General features: G+C 70.4%; 18 protein-coding genes. 6 read left to right on the forward strand and 12 right to left on the reverse strand.

Annotated features, from left to right (window positions below; genetic code table 11):
- Nucleotides 1-2 precede the first annotated feature (2 nt).
- The 5 genes from ACP56T_RS14805 to ACP56T_RS14825 all read right to left on the reverse strand — a co-directional run bounded on the left by ACP56T_RS14805 (nucleotide 3) and on the right by ACP56T_RS14825 (nucleotide 4,561).
- Nucleotides 3-986 (reverse strand): sulfate/molybdate ABC transporter ATP-binding protein, encoded by a 984-nt coding sequence (locus ACP56T_RS14805; RefSeq protein ID WP_430912899.1) that lies wholly within the window; start codon nucleotides 984-986, stop codon nucleotides 3-5.
- Between the two features lie 58 nt (nucleotides 987-1,044).
- Nucleotides 1,045-1,938: a sulfate ABC transporter permease subunit CysW gene (cysW, locus tag ACP56T_RS14810; protein WP_430912900.1), complete on the reverse strand. Its 894-nt coding sequence runs from the start codon at nucleotides 1,936-1,938 to the stop codon at nucleotides 1,045-1,047.
- Nucleotides 1,931-2,785 (reverse strand): sulfate ABC transporter permease subunit CysT, encoded by an 855-nt coding sequence (cysT, locus tag ACP56T_RS14815; RefSeq protein ID WP_430912901.1) that lies wholly within the window; start codon nucleotides 2,783-2,785, stop codon nucleotides 1,931-1,933. The genes cysW and cysT overlap by 8 nt, the downstream gene beginning before the upstream one ends.
- A gap of 207 nt (nucleotides 2,786-2,992) precedes the next feature.
- Entirely contained in the window at nucleotides 2,993-4,024 is a 1,032-nt protein-coding gene (locus ACP56T_RS14820; protein ID WP_430912902.1) for a sulfate ABC transporter substrate-binding protein, read from the reverse strand.
- 336 nt (nucleotides 4,025-4,360) lie between these two features.
- On the reverse strand, nucleotides 4,361-4,561 hold the full coding sequence (locus ACP56T_RS14825) for a hypothetical protein (protein ID WP_430912903.1): 201 nt from the start codon (nucleotides 4,559-4,561) through the stop codon (nucleotides 4,361-4,363).
- A 208-nt stretch (nucleotides 4,562-4,769) separates the two neighbouring features.
- Here ACP56T_RS14825 and ACP56T_RS14830 point away from each other — a divergent pair, with 208 nt between their 5' ends.
- The 3 genes from ACP56T_RS14830 (at nucleotide 4,770) to ACP56T_RS14840 (ending at nucleotide 7,313) form a co-directional block, all read left to right on the forward strand.
- On the forward strand, nucleotides 4,770-5,153 hold the full coding sequence (locus ACP56T_RS14830; protein WP_430912904.1) for a DUF3307 domain-containing protein: 384 nt from the start codon (nucleotides 4,770-4,772) through the stop codon (nucleotides 5,151-5,153).
- A gap of 129 nt (nucleotides 5,154-5,282) precedes the next feature.
- On the forward strand, nucleotides 5,283-6,878 hold the full coding sequence (gene tsaE / locus ACP56T_RS14835; protein WP_430913019.1) for a tRNA (adenosine(37)-N6)-threonylcarbamoyltransferase complex ATPase subunit type 1 TsaE: 1,596 nt from the start codon (nucleotides 5,283-5,285) through the stop codon (nucleotides 6,876-6,878).
- Nucleotides 6,879-6,887: 9 nt separating this feature from the next.
- Entirely contained in the window at nucleotides 6,888-7,313 is a 426-nt protein-coding gene (locus ACP56T_RS14840; RefSeq protein WP_430912905.1) for a VOC family protein, read from the forward strand.
- A 25-nt stretch (nucleotides 7,314-7,338) separates the two neighbouring features.
- Here ACP56T_RS14840 and ACP56T_RS14845 read toward each other — a convergent pair whose 3' ends face one another.
- From ACP56T_RS14845 to ACP56T_RS14860, 4 genes are all read right to left on the reverse strand, one after another.
- Nucleotides 7,339-7,743, reverse strand: a complete 405-nt coding sequence (locus ACP56T_RS14845) for a hypothetical protein (protein ID WP_430912906.1) — start codon at nucleotides 7,741-7,743, stop codon at nucleotides 7,339-7,341.
- Between the two features lie 84 nt (nucleotides 7,744-7,827).
- Nucleotides 7,828-8,760, reverse strand: coding sequence for an alpha/beta hydrolase (locus tag ACP56T_RS14850; protein ID WP_430912907.1), 933 nt, complete (start codon nucleotides 8,758-8,760; stop codon nucleotides 7,828-7,830).
- Between the two features lie 9 nt (nucleotides 8,761-8,769).
- Nucleotides 8,770-9,702, reverse strand: coding sequence for an amino acid--[acyl-carrier-protein] ligase (locus ACP56T_RS14855; RefSeq protein ID WP_430912908.1), 933 nt, complete (start codon nucleotides 9,700-9,702; stop codon nucleotides 8,770-8,772).
- Nucleotides 9,703-9,731: 29 nt separating this feature from the next.
- On the reverse strand, nucleotides 9,732-10,934 hold the full coding sequence (locus ACP56T_RS14860; RefSeq protein WP_430912909.1) for an acyl-CoA dehydrogenase family protein: 1,203 nt from the start codon (nucleotides 10,932-10,934) through the stop codon (nucleotides 9,732-9,734).
- 293 nt (nucleotides 10,935-11,227) lie between these two features.
- Here ACP56T_RS14860 and ACP56T_RS14865 point away from each other — a divergent pair, with 293 nt between their 5' ends.
- On the forward strand, nucleotides 11,228-11,500 hold the full coding sequence (locus ACP56T_RS14865) for a phosphopantetheine-binding protein (protein ID WP_430912910.1): 273 nt from the start codon (nucleotides 11,228-11,230) through the stop codon (nucleotides 11,498-11,500).
- Nucleotides 11,501-11,607: 107 nt separating this feature from the next.
- Here the strand turns inward: ACP56T_RS14865 and ACP56T_RS14870 are convergent, their stop codons facing one another.
- From ACP56T_RS14870 to ACP56T_RS14880, 3 genes are read right to left on the reverse strand one after another with little or no spacing between them, the layout of a single operon-like run.
- On the reverse strand, nucleotides 11,608-13,392 hold the full coding sequence (locus tag ACP56T_RS14870; RefSeq protein ID WP_430912911.1) for a long-chain-acyl-CoA synthetase: 1,785 nt from the start codon (nucleotides 13,390-13,392) through the stop codon (nucleotides 11,608-11,610).
- A gap of 7 nt (nucleotides 13,393-13,399) precedes the next feature.
- Nucleotides 13,400-14,413: a homoserine O-succinyltransferase MetA gene (metA, locus tag ACP56T_RS14875; protein WP_430912912.1), complete on the reverse strand. Its 1,014-nt coding sequence runs from the start codon at nucleotides 14,411-14,413 to the stop codon at nucleotides 13,400-13,402.
- Nucleotides 14,414-14,436: 23 nt separating this feature from the next.
- Nucleotides 14,437-15,741, reverse strand: a complete 1,305-nt coding sequence (locus ACP56T_RS14880) for an O-acetylhomoserine aminocarboxypropyltransferase/cysteine synthase family protein (protein ID WP_430912913.1) — start codon at nucleotides 15,739-15,741, stop codon at nucleotides 14,437-14,439.
- 403 nt (nucleotides 15,742-16,144) lie between these two features.
- Here ACP56T_RS14880 and ACP56T_RS14885 point away from each other — a divergent pair, with 403 nt between their 5' ends.
- Nucleotides 16,145-16,597, forward strand: a complete 453-nt coding sequence (locus tag ACP56T_RS14885; RefSeq protein ID WP_430912914.1) for a cupin domain-containing protein — start codon at nucleotides 16,145-16,147, stop codon at nucleotides 16,595-16,597.
- Nucleotides 16,598-16,676: 79 nt separating this feature from the next.
- A complete protein-coding gene (locus tag ACP56T_RS14890; protein WP_430912915.1) occupies nucleotides 16,677-17,537 on the forward strand; it encodes a branched-chain amino acid aminotransferase in 861 nt (286 codons plus the stop codon).
- Nucleotides 17,538-17,551: the final 14 nt, after the last annotated feature.

Raw genomic sequence — 17,551 nt, forward strand, 5'->3', positions numbered from 1 at the left:
TCTCAGGCGAAGACGTAGCCGCCGTTGATGCGCAGGCCCACGGCACGGCCGGGCTCGTAGCGGTCGCCATCGAAATCCTCGACGATGAGGCTCTTGCCCTCCGGCCGGTCGACCTCGATGCGCTGGCGGCCCTGGCTGCGATAGGACGAGCGCACGGTGCCGGAGAGATGCGCCTGGGCCGGCTCCACGAACTGGAGCTGCCAGGGCCTCACATGCAGCGCCACCGGCCCGATCAGCCCGGCGGGGGCCGCGACCGGGGTCGGACGCCCGGCGACGAGCACGCGCCCGCCCTCGGCGATGGCCTCGACCTCGATGGAATCGCCGAGGAAGCGCAGCACGGTGGCGGAGGCCGGCCGGTCCTGCACTTCGTCCGGGGTGCCCACCTGTTCGAGGCGGCCCTTGTCGAGCACGGCGACGCGGTCGGAGAGCTCCAGCGCCTCGTCCTGGTCGTGGGTGACGAAGATCGTGGTCTGGCCGGTGCGGTCGTGGATCTCGCGCAGCCAGCGGCGCAGGTCTTTTCGGACCTGGGCGTCGAGCGCGCCGAAGGGCTCGTCGAGGAGCAGCACGCGCGGCTCGACGGCGAGCGCGCGGGCGAGCGCGATGCGCTGGCGCTGGCCGCCGGAGAGTTGCGAGGGGTAGCGGTCGGCGAAGCCCGAGAGCTTGATGAGGTCGAGGAGGTTGCCGACCCGGCGCCTGATCTCGGCCGGCGCCGGCCGTTCCGAGCGCTTCCGGGCGTTGAGCCCATAGGCGATGTTGTCGGCCACGCTCATGTGCTTGAAGAGCGCGTAGTGCTGGAACACGAAGCCCACGGCGCGCTGCTGCACCGGCAGGCCGGTGGCGTCGTCGCCCCCGAACAGGATGCGGCCGCGATCGGGGAAATCGAGCCCGGCGATGATGCGCAGCAGCGTCGTCTTGCCCGAGCCGGAGGGGCCGAGCAGGCCGATCAACTCGCCCGCGCGCACGTCGAGGGAGAGGTCGTGCAGCACGGCGGCCGTGTCGAAGGTCTTCGACAGGCCCTCGACGCGGATGGCGGTGGGCGTGCCGCTAATGCCGGCCGCCGGCCGCGAGCTCGCCGGCGTAGCGCCACTCGAGGAAGGATTTGATGGCGAGCGTGACAAGGGCGAGGCCGGCAAGGAGGGTTGCGACGGCGAAAGCGGCAACGAAGTTGTACTCATTGTAGAGGATCTCCACGTGGAGTGGGATGGTGTTGGTCAATCCGCGGATATGGCCGGACACGACCGAGACCGCGCCGAATTCGCCCATGGCCCGTGCGTTGCAGAGCAGCACCGAATAGAGCAGGCCCCAGCGGATGTTGGGCAGCGTCACGGTGCGGAAGGTATGGAAACCGGAGGCGCCCAGCGTCAGCGCGGCCTCCTCTTCGGCGGTGCCCTGCTCCTGCATCAGCGGGATCAGCTCGCGGGCGACGAAGGGGAAGGTCACGAAGACCGTGGCGAGCACGATGCCCGGCAGCGCGAACAGCACCTGGATGCCGTGCTCGATGAGAAAGGTCCCGAACAGGCCCTGCGAGCCGAAGAGCAGCACGTAGATCAGCCCCGAGACCACCGGCGAGACCGAGAAGGGCAGGTCGATGAGCGTCACGAGCAGGCTCTTGCCGGTGAACTCGAACTTGGCGATGGCCCAGGCCGCCACCACCCCGAAGACGAGGTTGAACGGCACGGCGATGGCCGCGACGGTGAGCGTCAGGCGGATGGCGCTCCAGGCGTCCGGCTCGCGGAAGGCGGCGAGATAGGCGTCGAACCCCTTCGCCAGCGCCTGCGCGAATACCGTGAACAGCGGCAGCACCAGGAACAGCGCCAGGAAGAGGATCGCGACGCCCGTCAGCAACCAGCGGACGGCCCCCCCTTCCGTGACGACGCTCGCGGCGGCCTCGCCGTCGTGCCCGGCGGCGAAGGTGGACGGTGCGATACCCTCAGACATAGCCGAATCTCCGCCGGCTCCAGGCCTGGATGAGGTTGATGGCGAGCAGCGTCAGGAACGAGATCGCGAGCATGATGGTCGCGATCGCCGCCGCCCCGCCGTAGTCGAACTCGGAGAGCTTGATGATGATGAGCAGCGGCGCGATCTCCGACACGTAGGGCAGGTTGCCGGCGATGAAGATGATCGAGCCGTATTCCCCCACGCCCCGCGCGAAGGCGAGGGCGAAGCCGGTGAGCACCGCCGGGATCAGCGGCGGCAGGATCACCCGCGTTAGCGTCCGCCAGCGGTTCGCCCCGAGGGTGGCGGACGCCTCCTCGATCTCCTTGTCGATCTCCGCGATCAGCGGCTGCACCGTGCGCACGGCAAACGGCAGGCCGATGAAGACCATGGCGATGAAGATGCCGACCGGCGTGTAGGCCGCCTTGATCCCGAGCTTCTCCAGTTGCCCGCCGACGAGCCCGTTCGGGGCGTAGAGCGAGGCCAGCGCGATGCCGGCCACGGCGGTGGGCAGGGCGAAGGGCAGATCGACCACCGCGTCCACGATCCGGCGGCCGGGGAAGCGGTAGCGGGTCAGCACCCAGGCCACCAGGAACCCGAAGACGGAGGCCGTCAGCGCCGCCAGCAACGAGACGCCGAAACTGACCCTCAGCGCGCTCGCCACCCGCGGGTCGCGGGCGATCTCGACGATCCCCGAGAGCCCGAGCCCGGAGGCCTTCGCCACCAGCGCCGCGAGCGGCAGCAGCACCACGAGGCCGAGGCAGGTGAGGGTATAGCCGAAGGTGATCCCGAAGCCCGGTATCACGCTCTGCCGGCGGAACCGGCGTCTCGGCCGAAAGGTCTCGACCATCGTGTCTCTTTCAGGTGTGTCGAGGAATAACGGCGGCAAACTCAGGTTTGTTCTTCCCTCTCCCCTTTGCGGGAGAGGGTGGCCCGCGAAGCGGGTCGGGTGAGGGAGGCACCCTCTCCGGATACGGCTCTCCCCTCTCCCGACCCTCGCTCACGCGAGGCCCACCCTCCCCCGCAGAAGGGGGGAGGGGAGAGGCGGTTCACAGGCTCAGCGCCCGGCCTTGCTGATCTGGTCGAACAGCCCGCCGGTGTCGAAGTTCTTCTTCTGGATGTCGTCCCAGTTGCCCTGGAAGTCCTCGATCTTGAAGAGCTTGATGTCGGGCAGGAGGGCGAGGTCCTCCTTCTTGGCGGCCTCGCGCTTCAGCGGCCGGTAGTGGTGCTTGGCGAAGAGCGCCTGGGCCTCGTCCGAGTAGAGGAAGGCGAGGTAGGCTTCCGCCTGCTTGCGGCTACCCTTGCGGTCGACATTGGCCTCGACGAGCGCCACCGGCGGCTCGGCGTAGATCGAGACCGGCGGCACCACCACGTCGAACTTGTCGCGGCCGAACTCGTCGAACACGAGATAGGCCTCGTTCTCCCAGGTCGGCAGCACGTCGCCCAAGCCCCGCTGGGCGAAGGTCACGGTGGAGCCGCGCGCGCCGGTGTCGAGCACGGGCACGTTCTTGTAGATTTGCCCGACGAAGGCGTTGGCCTTCTCCACGTCCTTGTTCTTCGCGTATTCGTAGCCCCAGGCCGCGAGGAAGTTCCAGCGCCCGCCGGCCGAGGTCTTCGGGTTCGGAGTGATGACCTTGACGTCGGGCTTCACGAGGTCGTCCCAGTCCTTGACGCCCTTCGGGTTGCCCTTGCGCACCAGGAACACCACCGTGGAGGTGTAGGGCAGGCCCTCGTTCGGCTGCTTGCCGCGCCAGTCCGCCGGGATCTTCTTGGTCAGCCTCGCGATGGCGTCGATGTCGGAGGGGATGCCGAGCGTCACGACATCCGCGTCGACCCCGTCGATCACCGTCCGCGCCTGCGCGCCCGAGCCGCCATGCGAGGCGCGCACCGTCACCGTCTCCCCGGTCGTGGCCTTCCAGTATGCGGCGAAGGCGGCGTTGATGTCGCGATAGAGTTCGCGCGTCGGGTCGTAGGAGACGTTCAGGAGCGCCGTCTCGGCGGCCCGCGCCGGGGGAGCGATGCCGAGGCAGGCGGCCACGGCCAGCCCCGCCAACCCGCCGCGCCACGCGCTCCGCTTTGCCTGCGCCATGCTCACATCGTCCTCCGAACGCGTCGATCCCGTGACGGCCGCACCACGCGGCGGCGGCCTCACGGGCGTCGTTTTCGTTCGTTTTACAGAACGATGTCAAGACGCCATGGCGATCCGCGTCAGGGCGCGAGGGAGCCAGAGGGTCCTATAAGACACTCTCCGATAAGTTTCGCAAAAGCTTTGTCTTGCGGCGGGGCGGTCCGGGAGAAGGGCTTCATCGTCGGCCTCGTGTTCTATAGAAAGAACATGCTTCCGATAGTGCCGATGCATCGAAGACCGGCGCGGGAGCTCCGCGCCGGATAAGGATCGTCCAGGGTGCCGTCGTTTCCGCGGCGCTCACCCGTCGAGGTAGCCGGCCTCGCGCAGCGCGTCCTCCACGGCGAGGAACAGGGTGTCGGGCTCGTCCGCCCCGCCGTCGTCCGGCGATTCGCCGTCGCCGGTCGTGCTGTCGAAAGCCGCCGGCAATCCGGGCCGGAAGCCGAAGCGGAACAAGCCGGAGGCCGCCGCGACGGCCTCGCCGATCGAACCCACCGTCATCGTCGTCTCCGGATCCCAGGGCCCGGCCCGGCGCGCGGGCGCGAGGTCTTAACGAACCGTTAACCGAGGATGGACGCGTTCGGCTCCCGCGACAAGCCGGGTTCCGCAACCGCAGAAAGGCCGGAGGGGTCCGTCGCTTCATGGCTTGCGGACGCACCCGGTTTAACGCCAAGGTTCGCCAAAGCGACGCCTGCCGACCGGGGGGAGGATGGTACTGGTCCCTGTCTGGACGATGCTGGTGCTCGCCTGCACCATGATCGTGAAGCATTACGTCGCCGATTTCGTGCTCCAGACCGACTGGATGGCGCGCGGCAAGGAGCAGGAGCGGGGCTGGCTGGCGCCGCTCGCGGCCCATGTCGGCTGCCACATGGGCGCGACGCTGCTCGTGGCGCTGGCGGTGGCGCCCCGCCTATGGTGGCTCTGCCTCGTCGATGGGGCGATCCATTTCAGCGTGGACCGAAGCAAGGCCTTGATCGGACGGCGCGGGCACTGGACGCCGGCGAACGTGCAGTTCTGGTGGCTGCTCGGCTTCGACCAGATGCTGCACGGCCTCACCGATATCGGCCTGGTGGCGGCCTTCCTGAGCCTGTGAGCCGTCCGGCGCCCCCTTCGACGGGGCGCCCCGTTTTGGTTAAGACTCCTTCGCTATGACGGCCTGGCCCGGCCGCGCCGTGGCGCGCAGGAGGGATCGGCGGTGAACGGGGACGGTCGCGACACCTCGATGCGGGACGAGCCGGAGCAGCGGCCGGGACCGCCGGCCTGGGAGATCGTGCTGCCCGAGGAGGGCGCCACCGAGGATCTCGGGCGCTTCCTCGCCGAATTCCTGATGCCGGGCGACCTCGTGGCGCTCTCGGGCGGGCTCGGCGGCGGCAAGACCACCCTCGCCCGCGCCCTGGTGCGCGAATTGACCGGCGACCCCGATCTCGAGGTCCCGAGCCCGACCTTCACCCTGATGCAGCCCTACGAGGGGCGCGGCGGGCTCGCCGTGCTGCATGCCGACCTCTACCGCCTGCGCTCCGCCGACGAGCTGGTCGAGCTCGGCTTCGACGAGCTGAGCGAGAACGCCGTGACCCTGGTCGAATGGCCCGAGAAGCTGCCGCCGCGCCACGGCCCGGTGCTCTCGGTGGAGCTCTCGCTGAGGGCGGAGTTCGGCGAGGGCGCGCGCTTCGCCCGCATCGACGGGACCGGAGGCGCGGGCACCGGGGGCATGCGCGCCCGGCTCGACCGGGCGCGGGCGATCCGGGTGCTGCTGGCCAAATCCGGCTGGGACGAGGCCGAGCGCGTCAGGATGCAGGGCGACGCCTCCTCGCGCGCCTACGAGCGCCTGAGGAAGCCCGACGGCGGCACCGCCATCCTGATGATCTCCCCCGAGCGTGCCGACGGCCCGCCGGTGCGCGACGGCAAGCCCTACAGCGCCATCGTCAAGCTCGCCGAGCGGATCGACGCCTTCGTCGCCATGGACCGGGGCCTGCGGGCGCTGGGGCTCTCGGCGCCCCGCATCTACGGCGAGGATCTGGCGAACGGCCTGCTCGTCATCGAGGATCTCGGCAGCGAGCCGGTGGTCGACGCCTCCGGCCCGCGCTCCGAGCGCTATTCGGAGGCGACGCGGCTGCTCGCCAAGCTGCATGCCACCGAGCTACCGACCGTCCTGCCCGTGGCGGACGGGATCGACCACGTCCTGCCCGCCTACGACGCGGAGGCGCTGCTCTTCGAGGTGGAGCTGCTGCCCGAATGGTACGCACCCTTCGCGGGCCACACGCTGTCGCGGGCCGAGCGGGCGGAGTTCCTCGCGCTCTGGGCCGAGGCGATCGAAGGCGTCATGCCCGCCCGCCCGACCTGGACGCTGCGCGACTACCACTCCCCCAACCTGATCTGGCTCCCCGAGCGCGAGGGGCTGGAGCGGGTCGGCGTCATCGATTTCCAGGACGCCGTGCTCGGGCACTCGGCCTACGACGTCGCCTCGCTCCTCCAGGACGCGCGGGTCGATTGCAGCGCCGAGTTCGAGCTGCGCCTGCTCGGCCTCTACGCCCGCGAGCGCCGTGGCCGCGAGCCGGAGTTCGACGTGCAGGACTTCGCCCGCGCCTACGCGGTGCTGGCGGCCCAGCGCGCCACCAAGATCCTCGGCATCTTCGCCCGGCTCGACCGCCGCGACGGAAAGCCGGGCTATCTCGCCCATCTGCCGCGCATCGAGGGCTATCTGAGGCGCAACCTCGCCCATCCGGCGCTGGAACGCCTGCGCCTCTGGCACGAGCGGCACCTGCCCGCTCTTGCGCCGGAGCCGGCGGACCCCGCCGAGGACGCGGCGGCCGAGTCCTGAGAGAGTCCCATGCAGCCGCGCCTGACCCTCGTCACCCTCGCCACCGCCGATCTCGCCCGCGCGGTCGCCTTCTACGAGGCGCTCGGCTGGGCGCGCTCGCTGAAGGAGCTCGACGGCGTCGCCTTCTTCCAGGTCGGCGGTATGGCGCTGTCGCTCTATCCCCGCGGGGCGCTCGCGGCCGATGCCGGCGTCCCGGCGGAGGGCAACGGATTTCGCGGCTTCAGCCTCGCCTACAACACCGCGAGCCGCGAGGAGACGGATGCCGTCCTCGCCCAGGCGGTGGAGGCCGGCGCCACGCTGGTGAAGCCGGCCCAGGACGTCTTCTGGGGCGGCTATTCCGGCTATTTCGCCGATCCGGATGGCACGCTCTGGGAGGTCGCCTGGAACCCCGGCTTCGCGCTCCTGCCGGACGGCACCATGAGCCTGCCCGACTGAGCCGGCGGGTTCGGGGGCGATCGGTTCAGGGGCGGGCGGCCGATCCCGGCTCGCGGTCCCGACCGCGCACGACCATGGGGGGCAGGCGCACGCGCCTCTCGCCTTCGCGCTTCCTGTCGGGCAGCGTCGGCAGGGCCGACAGGAGCCGCGTGTCCGGCCCGCAGCGCTCCGGGCCCGCCCCGGCGGCAAGGGACGTGGATGCATTCCCCCCGCCGAGATGGCCCCTGAGCCAGGCCGGGCTCAGGATCAGGCCGGAATCGGTGATGATCCACGGGCTCGCCGAGTCCGCGCTCATGGCGATGCCGGCCTCGCGCAGCGCCTCCCGCAGGGTCGGGTAGTCGCGCGGCACGACGGCCTTGGGCGCGTCGGGCTCGCTCGACCACAGCGTCAGGGACGCGGGCCGCGCGAGGTCGTCGGGTTGGAATGTCATGGGCGAAACCGGAGGGCGATGGCTGCTGTATCTGGGGTTTCCAGGGGCAGCTTTCGTGCCAACTCCATTGTCGGAGGCGCGCGTTTACTCGCCGAGCGCGGCCGACAATTCCTGTCCCATCGTCCGCAGAGCGGCGGAAGAGGCGGGGATCAAGCTGCCGAGACCATAAAAATAATGAATCATGCCGGCGTGGCAGGTGTGGCGCACCGGAACCCCCGCCTGGGCGAGGCGCGCGGCATAGGCGGTGCCGTCGTCGCGGACGATGTCGAACTCGGCGGTGTGCAGGATCGCGGGAGGCAATCCGCTCAGATCGGCGGCACGCAGCGGCGACAGGCGCGGGTCGGCGAGGTCGTGACCGGAGAGGCCGAGGGCCTCGATGTCGCGCGCGATGGTCGCCGCGTCGAGGAAGTAGCCCTCCGCGAAATCCCGTCGCGAGGGTTCCTCTCCGGCGGCGTCGAGGACGGGGCAGAGCAGGAGCTGGGCGGCGACGGGCATCCCCGCCATGCCGCGCGCCTCCTGGCAGACGAGGGCCGCCAACCCGGCGCCGGCCGAGTCGCCGCCGACGGCGAGCCTGTTCGGATCGATGCCGAGCGCGGGCGCCTGCGCGAAGGTCCAGCGGACCGCCGCGAGCGCGTCCTCCACCGCCGCCGGGAAGGGATGCTCGGGGGCGAGCCGGTAGGCGACGGACAGGAGCCTGACCCCGCCGGCCTCGCAGAGCGCCCGGCAGATCGCGTCATGGGTGTCGAGATCGCCCGCGACGAAGCCGCCGCCGTGGAAGAACACCAGGCCGGCGCGCGGAGCGTCGTCGGCGCCCGGCGGATCGTAGAGCCGCGCCGGCAGGTCGCCGCCGGGGCCCGGCAGCACGAGGTCGCGGCTCGCCGCGGGGGAGGGGACACGCGGCTTCGAGAGCCGCGCGAGATTGGCGAGCGAGTTCCTGCGCCCCGCGACGCTCGGTTCCGCCACGCCGCCCATGGCGATGATGTCGAGGAAGCGGCGGGCGTGAGGGTCGAGGGGCATGTTTTCGGATTAGAGCCGCAGGGCCGAACGCACGGACTCGGGCCAGTCGGCGATCTCGGCTCCGTGGGTGGCGAAGAGCGCCACCGCGAGGCGGTCCATGCCGAAGGCGACGCAGCCCGTATGCGCGGGTTCGCCGTCCTCGTGGCGCAGGTCCCAGGTCGTGCCGAAATGCTCGCGGTGGTAGTTGAAGCTCATGCAGGCGGTGCCGGCGGCCGCGCCACGCAGCGGCACCAGCAGCTCGAACTTCAGCGCCGCCTCGAGTTGGCTGAAGGCCATGATCTGGCCGACGCGGCCGAAGAACGGATCGCTCGCGGTCTCGACGGTGTAGGTCAGCCCGAGCTCGTCGGCGAGGGCGGTGGCCTTGACGATCCAGCGCTCGCGGAAGGCGCTGACCTGCTCCGGCGTGCCGATGCAGACATATTCCCGCATGCGGAAGGATTGCAGCCGGTCGAGGTTGCGCGAGGGCTCGCGGCGGAAGCAGTCGCAGGCGACGTCGAAGCGATACCCTTCCCCCGGCACCGCGCCGCGCGCGGCGGCGATGGGGTAGACCGGGTAGCAGGCGGCCGGCGTCAGCACGAGGTCGGCGGTCTGGAGGTCGGCCGTCCAGTCGCCGCCGCCGAGATGCTTGTCGGCGGAGGCCCGGATCTCGGCCTCGCCGCCGTCGAGGCAGGATACGCAGCCGAGCAGGTTCGGGAAGCTCTTGAGGTAGCCGTGGCGCTCCAGATGCGCGCGGCTCATCACCGGCGGGAAGCGGAACACCTCCGTGCCCGTCTCGCGCTTGGAGGAGATCAGGGCGGCCAGCGCCTCGACCACGGATTCGTAAGCTCCGGTGCGGCCGTAGACGCCGAGCGCGTTCATGGGCCGGAACAGCGTGTCGAACAGTGTGTCGAGCGGGTCGGCAGCCGGCGGCGAGGCCGGCACGTTCATGACCTTCATGTTCATGGGAGCGGCTCCTTGAGGTGCGGTGATGATCAGGCGCGCAGGCTGGCGGCGACGGGCGCCAGCAGCGTCGCGGTGGAAAGATTTGCGAGGATGCGGTCGTTGTGGATCATGATCGGCGCCGAGAGCAGGTCGCGGAGCTGGCGGCCCACGCTGAAGTCGCCGTCCTGCCGGTAGCCGGCTAATCCGTTGGCGCGCATGGCGCTGTTGGCGGCGGCGAGCGCCAGTTCCGAGACGTCGACCTTGAGCATCGTGATCGTGGTCTGGAAATCGAGCGCGTCGAGGGCGGCGGGGTCCTGGGCGAGGGCCTCGTAGCGGTCGAGGGCCGCCGCGATCAGCGCGCGCGCCTGCTTCAGGCTCGACACGGCGCGGGCGTAGTGGACGGCGCCGGGGGGCGTCTGGCCGCCGGCCTGCCGGGCGGCGGTGCGGGTGAAGGCCTGCGCCTTCTCCACCGCCGAGGCGGCGATGCCGGCCCAGGCGCTCGACCACAGGATATGCGAGACCGGCGTCATGGTGCGGCCGTGGATCTCCTGATAGCGCGCGGCGAGGACGTGCTCGGGGGCGGCGCGCACGCGCAGCTTGAAGCCGGCGGAGCAGGTGCCGCGCATGCCCAGCGTCTCCCAGCCGCTCAGGCGCTCCAGGGTGTAGTCCTCCTTGAGGAAGACGCAGAGCACCTGATCGGAGGCGCCGGCATCGGCGGCGCGGCGGGCGGTGGTGACGACGCCGTCGGCCTCCGCTCCGTAGGAGATGACGGTGGCGGCGCGCTCCAGGATGACGTGGTCGCCGTCCCGCTCGATGGCCGCGGCGCTGGAGCGGACATTGCCGCCGTTGTTGCCCTCCGTGGTGGAGGAAGCCATCAGCAGCTGCTCGGCGGCGATGCGGCGCATCACGCCGTCGATGGTCGGGTCGCCGTCCGCGTGGCGCACGAGGCAGGCGATCTTGGTGTGGTGCATGGCGAAGATCATCGCCGTGGAGGCGCAGGCCCGGCCGAGCGCGTAGCAGGCATCGGCGAGCGCGCCGAGGGAGGCGCCTTCGCCGCCGAGCGCGATCGGGATCGCGGCGCCGAGGAGGCGCTGCGTGCGCAGGGCCTCGAGGGCCTCCGCCGGGAAGCGGCCCTCGCGGTCGACGCTCTCGGCATGCGCGGCGGCGATGGCGGCGGCGGCGGCCGCCCGCGCGCCGAAATCGCCCGCATCGGCGAGGCTCTGGGTCGTTCCGGTGGTGTAGTGGATGCTCATGGAACTCCTCGGCGGCGTCGAGGCCGGCGGTTCGGCGGCGCCGCGGCGGGAGGCTGCGGGAAGGCCGACGACATGGCGCAAGTATAGGGTCGGACGATGCTAAGATCGAGTTATCCGAATGCTCGAAAACTACGTAATCTGGCTCTTTAGCAATTTAACCAAATTCATCGTTAAATTTGCTCTCTCGTTGACCGCAGGCAAAGCGGGATCTAATCCATGGGCATCGACGTCATCGCAGCCCGTCGCGCGCGCGAAAACGTTCATCGATGTTTCCGAATTCTTGCGAGAGTGCCATGCCGCAGCCCGACATCCAGTCCGTCACCACGAGGGCCATGGCCCTCGCCCATGAGATCGCCGCGCGTCACGCCATCACCGCCGAGTTCCGGTCGGCCGATGCGCTGGTCGATGTCGGGCTGACCTCCCTCGACCTGGTGAACCTGATGCTCGCCATCGAGGCCGAGTTCGACATCATGATCCCGCCGTCCTGCCTCAACCCGAAGAACTTCCACTCGATCGACGCGATCTCGAAGATGGTCGAGGCGGTCCGCAGCGGAACCTTCCAGTAATCGACACCCCCTCGACGGGTCCGACGAAGGGCCGCCCCGGTTCGAAGCCGGGGCGGCCTTCGTGATTCCGGGGCCGGTACAGGCCGGGGCGCGCCTCGAGCGCGCGCCTACAGGCGCACGGCCCCCGTCGCGATCCCGGCGAACAGCGCGGCATCGAGCGGCCGGTAGGCGCCCGAGGCGGCATCGTCCATGTACAGCGCGTCCGCGACCCGCGACGGGTCGAACCCCTCGGCGGCGAGCGCGGCCTTCTTCTGCTTGAAGGTCTCGGTCAGGCCGATCTCGGCGCCGACGCGCAGGAAGACCGGCCGCGCATAGGCCGGAAGCCGCGTCGCCGCCGCCTCGCGCAGGGCGGCGAGGTCGAAGCCGGAGCCGGCGGTGATCGCGGCCATGCCCGCCCGCCCGTCCGTGCCCGGAACCGAGACGCCGTAGACCGCCACGTCGAGCACGCCGGGGCAGCTGGAGAGAGCCTCGGCCACCTCGGTGGTGGCGACGTTCTCGCCCTTCCAGCGGAAGGTGTCGCCGATGCGGTCGACGAAATGGAAGAACCCTTGCGCGTCCTGGCGCATGAGATCGCCGGTGCGCATCCACGCGTCGCCCGCTTTCAGCACGTCGGTGAGCACCTTTCGGGCGCTCTCGTCGCTGCTGGTATAGCCCTCGAAGCGGTGCTCGGCCTTCGAGGAGAGCCGGCCGAGCAGCTCGCCCGGCTCGCCCTTCGCCGCCGGGACGCAGAGCCCGTCCGGCCCGCGCCAGGGCAGGCCGGTCTCGACGTCGTGGCGCACCAGCAGCGCCGGCGAGCGATGCGCCATGAAGCTCGGCACGCGCCCCACGGCGCCGACCTTGCCCTCGACATTGTAGAGCGAGACCGTGCCCTCGGTGGCCGCGTAGAATTCGAGGATGCGCGGCACCGCGAAGCGCTCGGCGAACCGCTCCCAGACATCGGGACGCAGGCCGTTTCCGGCGCAGAGCCGCAAGCCGTGCGCGCGCTCCAGCGGATGCGGTGGCGCCGAGGCCAGGTATCGGCAGAGCTCGCCGATGTATTGGAACAGCGTGCAGCCGTTCTCGACGACATCGTCCCAGAAACGGCTGGCGGAAAACTTCTCGCGGATCACCACCGAACCGCCGCCGACGAGGACGCTGCCCACCGCCACCACGCCGCCGACGCTGTGGTAGAGGGGCAGGCAGTCGTACATCCGGTCGGAGGGTTTGGGGTCGATCAGCCCGGCGAACCAGTGCGTCCACATCATGATGCGGTGGTGGCTCACCCGCGCGGCCTTGGGCAGGCCGGTGGTGCCGGAGGTGTAGATCAGCAGCGCCTCGTCGGAGAGCACGACCTCGCGCTCCTCCTCCGCCGAGAGCGGGGCGCCGTCGAAACCGTCGAGCAGCGTCTCGATGCCGTCCGGGCCGGCGCCGTGCCGCCAAAGCCTCGGCGCGCTCGCGAGATGCTCCCGCGCGCCCTCGAAGGCGTCCGCGAGCCCGCTCTCCACGATGATGTGCGCGGGCCGGGCGACATCGATGCAGTGGGCGAGGCCGCGTCCGCGCAGGTTGGTGTTGAGCAGCGCGACGCGCACGCCGACGCGGGTCAGCCCGAGCCAGAGCGCGACGAATTCGGGCCGGTTGCGCATGAGCAGCGCCACCGTCTCGCCCTTGGCGATCTCTTGCGACAGGGCCCAGCGGGCAACCCGGTTCTGGCGGGCGGCGAGGCCCGCATGGCTGAAGCGCTCGTCCTCGCCGATCAGGGCCGGCGCCTCGCCGTGCAGGGCGGCGAGCGCGTCGATCACGACGGGAAAGGTCCGCGACGGGCTCGCATCGATGCGGCCGGTGCGCTGGAGCGCTCCGATCCAGCCGAAGGTGGAGGACTTCCTGTCGAGGCTGTCCGGGGAGACGTGCAGCATGGCGGCCTCAGGCGGTCACGGCGGGGGAATCGGCGCGGACCTCGCGGCGTTCCGCGACGAGGGCGAGCCAGTTGCGGAAGAGGGCGGCCGCGCCCGCCTGCCAGGCGTCTTGCAGGGGCGGCCGGGCGTCGATCGAGGGGAAGTGCTGGAACCGCTCCGGCGAGCGGTCCCGTTTGGCCGCCTCGGCGAAGGCGGAAAGCCGGCGCGCGGTGGCGGCGGGGAAGTAATGGGCCGGCAGCGCCGGGCAGTCCTCGCGCTCGCCGGCGAGGAAGCGGCCGACATCGCGGCGATACTCGCGGGCGAGGCTGTCGCCGTCGTATTCGGGATGGCCTTGCAGGAACACGAACAGGCTTTCGCCGGTCTCGCGGGCGAAGAGATCGACGCCGACATCCTCCGAGCGGCGCAGGACCGCGTAGCCGGCGGCGGCGAGCTCGGTCTCGGCGAGGTCGTTCCAGCGCGAATGCGGAACCGGCACGCTCGCCGGGCCGCCGGCCACCAACGGATGCGCCGAGACCACCGCGCTCTCGTAGATTCCGGAATGCTTCGCCGGCAAAGGTCGCCGCTCGATTCCGTCGAGATGCAGCACGGCGGCATGGGCGGCGAGGCAGGAGAACAGGGTCGAGGCGGTGTTGCGGCTCGCCCAATCCACGAGGCCGGCGAACTCCGGGAAATACGGCTCGTCACGGAGGCGGCCGGCGCGCGGCTCGCAGCCGGTGACGATCAGGGCATCGAGCCGGGCCGAGGGCAGGGCCCGGTGGGAGGCGTAGGCCGCCTCGAGATGGGCGCGGGCCTGGGCGCCGCGCGGGAGGCCGTCGAGGGAGAACAGCAACAGTTCGGCGCCGCTCCCGACGAGGTGCCGGAACTGCCGCTCGGTCTGCGCGAGCGCGGCGTCGGGCATGTTGTTGAGGAGGCCGATCCGCAGCGGCCGGCCGGGCAGGGCGGGGGATGCCGGATAGGCGCGCGCGCCTTCCGGGATCCGCTCGGAGAGCGCGTCCGCCTCGGTGCTCCTCGCCTCGAACATGCCGCGTGCTCCGTCCATGGCAATCAGGCCGCCTGTGCGTCGGTGCCGGCGGCCGGGTGAGCGGCCGCGAGCGCCTGGGCGAGGTCGGCGACGATGTCGTCGGCATGCTCGATGCCGACGCTGACGCGGATCATCTCGGGAAAGACGCCCGCCTTGCGCTGCTCGTCCGGCGTCATCTGGCGATGCGTGGTGGAGGCCGGGTGGCAGGCGAGCGACTTGGCATCGCCGATATTGACCAGCCGCTTCACCAGCTTCAGCGCGTCGTAGAAGGTCTTGCCCGCCTCGAAGCCGCCGCGCACGCCGAAGGTCAGCAGCGAGGAGCCCTGACCGTTCAGGTACTTGCGGGCCATGGCGTGGTTCGGGCTGTCGGGAAACCCGGCATAGTTCACCCAGGCGACGCTCGGATGCGCGCGCAGGTACTCGGCGACCTTGCGGCCGTTCTCGACATGGCGCTCGACCCGGAGCGCCACCGTCTCGATGCCCTGGAGCAGCAGGAAGGCGCTCATCGCCGGCAGCACCGCGCCGGTGGTGCGCTGGTAGACGCTGCGGGCCCGCGCGATGAAGGCGCCCGGCCCGAAATGCTCGGCATAGACGAGCCCGTGATAGGACACGTCCGGCTCGCAGAACATCGGGAAGCGCTTCGCATGCGCCATCCAGGGGAAGCGCCCGGAATCCACCAGGATGCCGCCGAGCGTGGTGCCGTGGCCGCCCATGAACTTGGTGAGCGAGCCGATGACGATGTCGGCGCCGTGCTCGATGGGGCGCAGCAGGATCGGCGTCGCCACCGTGTTGTCGACGACCAGCGGCACGCCGTGGGCATGCGCGACCTCGGCGAGCGCGGCGATGTCGCAGATGTTGCCGGCCGGGTTGCCGATGGATTCGCAGTAGACGGCGCGGGTGTCGCCGTCGATCAGCTTGGCGATGTCCTCGGGGCTGTCGCTGGCGGCGAAGCGCGTGGTGATGCCCTGGCGCGGCAGCACATGCGCCAGAAGCGTGTGGGTGGTGCCGTAGAGCTGGGGCACGCTGACGATGTTGCCGCCGTGGTCGGCGAGCGTCGCGATGGCGTAGTGGAGCGCCGCCTGCCCCGTGGCGACGGCGAGCGCCGAATGGCCGCCCTCCAGCTCGGCGACGCGCTTCTCCAGCACCGCCACCGTCGGATTGGCGATGCGGCTGTAGCGAAACCCTTCCTCCTCGAGGTTGAAGAGGGCGGCGCCGTGGTCGGCGCTGTCGAAGGAATAGGCGACGGACTGGTAGATCGGCACGGCGACGGCATGCGTCGTCGGATCGTGCTCGAAGCCGGCATGGACCGCGATGGTTTCGGCTCGCATCGATGATGTCCCGTTTCGGGCCGTCTCGCCCGATCTCGGGATCGATCGCGCAAGGGCCGAACCAACCTCTCGCCGATGGCCTTCCGGGATCGCGTGAAGATCGTCGGTAAACGGGGTCTCTCCTTCGCCGGGTGGTGAACGGAGACCGAAAACCGTCGCGACAATCGTCCCGGCTGCGCCACGTCGCGACGCGTCCGGTCGTCCCGCAACAGGACATCGGGACGGAACTGTTTCAATACTGTACTTGTGCGCAATCGTGATCTGCGTCGATTTGCGAGCGTCGAATTAACTACGCTCGAATGCTTTTCTTGAGGAATCGCGATCTGTGGCGTTTGTTGTTTCCCGCGACGGGAACGCGGCATCGCGCGCCGGTCCGCCGCGATCTCAGGGAGCACTGAAACCCATGTCGACGACCCCGATGATACCCTCGGTCACCTCGGTGGACCTTCGTTCGGCTCCGATCGAGCCGAGCTGGATCAAGGAGGGCACGCCCCAGGCCCGCAACGCCGTGCTCTCGAAGAGCGCCGACGGCCTCGCCAGCACCCTGGTCTGGGACTGCACGGCCGGCAAGTTCGACTGGCACTACGACATCGACGAGACGATCTACTTCCTCGAAGGCTCGGCGACCATCGACGACGGCCGCGGCACCGTGAAGACCTTCGGGGCCGGCGACGTGCTGTTCCTGCCGCGCGGCGCGGTCTGCCACTGGCATGTCGAGAGCTACGTGCGGAAGGTCGCCTTCTGCCGCCGGACTCAGCCGAAGATGGTCGGCCTCGCCATGCGCGCCATCGGCCGCATCCAGCGCACCTTCAAGGGCGGCTCGACCCCGTCCATCGGCTTCGCCGAAGCCGCCTGACGCGACCCGCCGGCCCGTTCGGGGGAACGGGCCGGCACGTCTCCTTCCATCCGTCACCCGGACAACTCAGGCGCACCCCATGAGCTCGGCCCCCGCGGACCAGACCTGGACCTATTTCGAGGGGGCCTGGCACCCCGGAAACGTGCGCATGATGGGTCCGCGCACCCATGGCGCCTGGCTCGGCTCGACGGTGTTCGACGGCGCCCGCGCCTTCGAGGGCGTGACGCCCGACCTCGACCGCCACCTTGCCCGCGTCAACCGCTCGGCGCTGGCGCTGGGGCTGAAGCCGCAGGTGAGCGAGGGCCTCTGGGCCGAGCTCGTCGCCGACGGGCTCAAGCACTTCCCGCACGATGCCGAGCTCTACATCCGGCCGATGTACTGGGCCGAGGACGGTTTCGCCGGGGGCGTGCGCTTCGATCCCGAGAGCACCAACTGGTGCCTCAGCCTCTACGTGGCGCCGATGCCGCTGCCGACCGGCGTGCGCGCGACGCTCTCGCCCTATCGCCGGCCGACCATCGAGACCATGCCGGTGGATGCCAAGGCCGGCTGCCTCTACCCGAACGGCGCCCGCGCGCTGATCGAGGCGGCCAACCGGGGATTCGCCAACTGCATGATGCGCGACGCCCTCGGCAACGTCGCCGAGTTCGCCAACGCCAACGCCTTCCTCGCCAAGGACGACGTGGTCTACACGCCCGTCGCCAATGGCAGCTTCCTCGCCGGCATCACCCGCGCGCGGGTGATCGCGCTGCTGCGCGGTGCCGGGGTGAACGTGGTCGAGACGACGCTCTCCTACGCGGACTTCCTCGCCGCCGACGAGGTCTTCACCGCCGGCAACTTCGCCAAGCTCGCGCCCATCACCGGCCTCGACGACCGCAAGTTCGAGCCCGGCCCGATGTTCCGCCGCGCCCGCCAGCTCTACTGGGAGTTCGCGCATGGCTGAGGCGGGGCATCCCG

It is taken from the genome of Methylobacterium endophyticum, assembly GCF_050591105.1.
GTDB lineage: Bacteria > Pseudomonadota > Alphaproteobacteria > Rhizobiales > Beijerinckiaceae > Methylobacterium.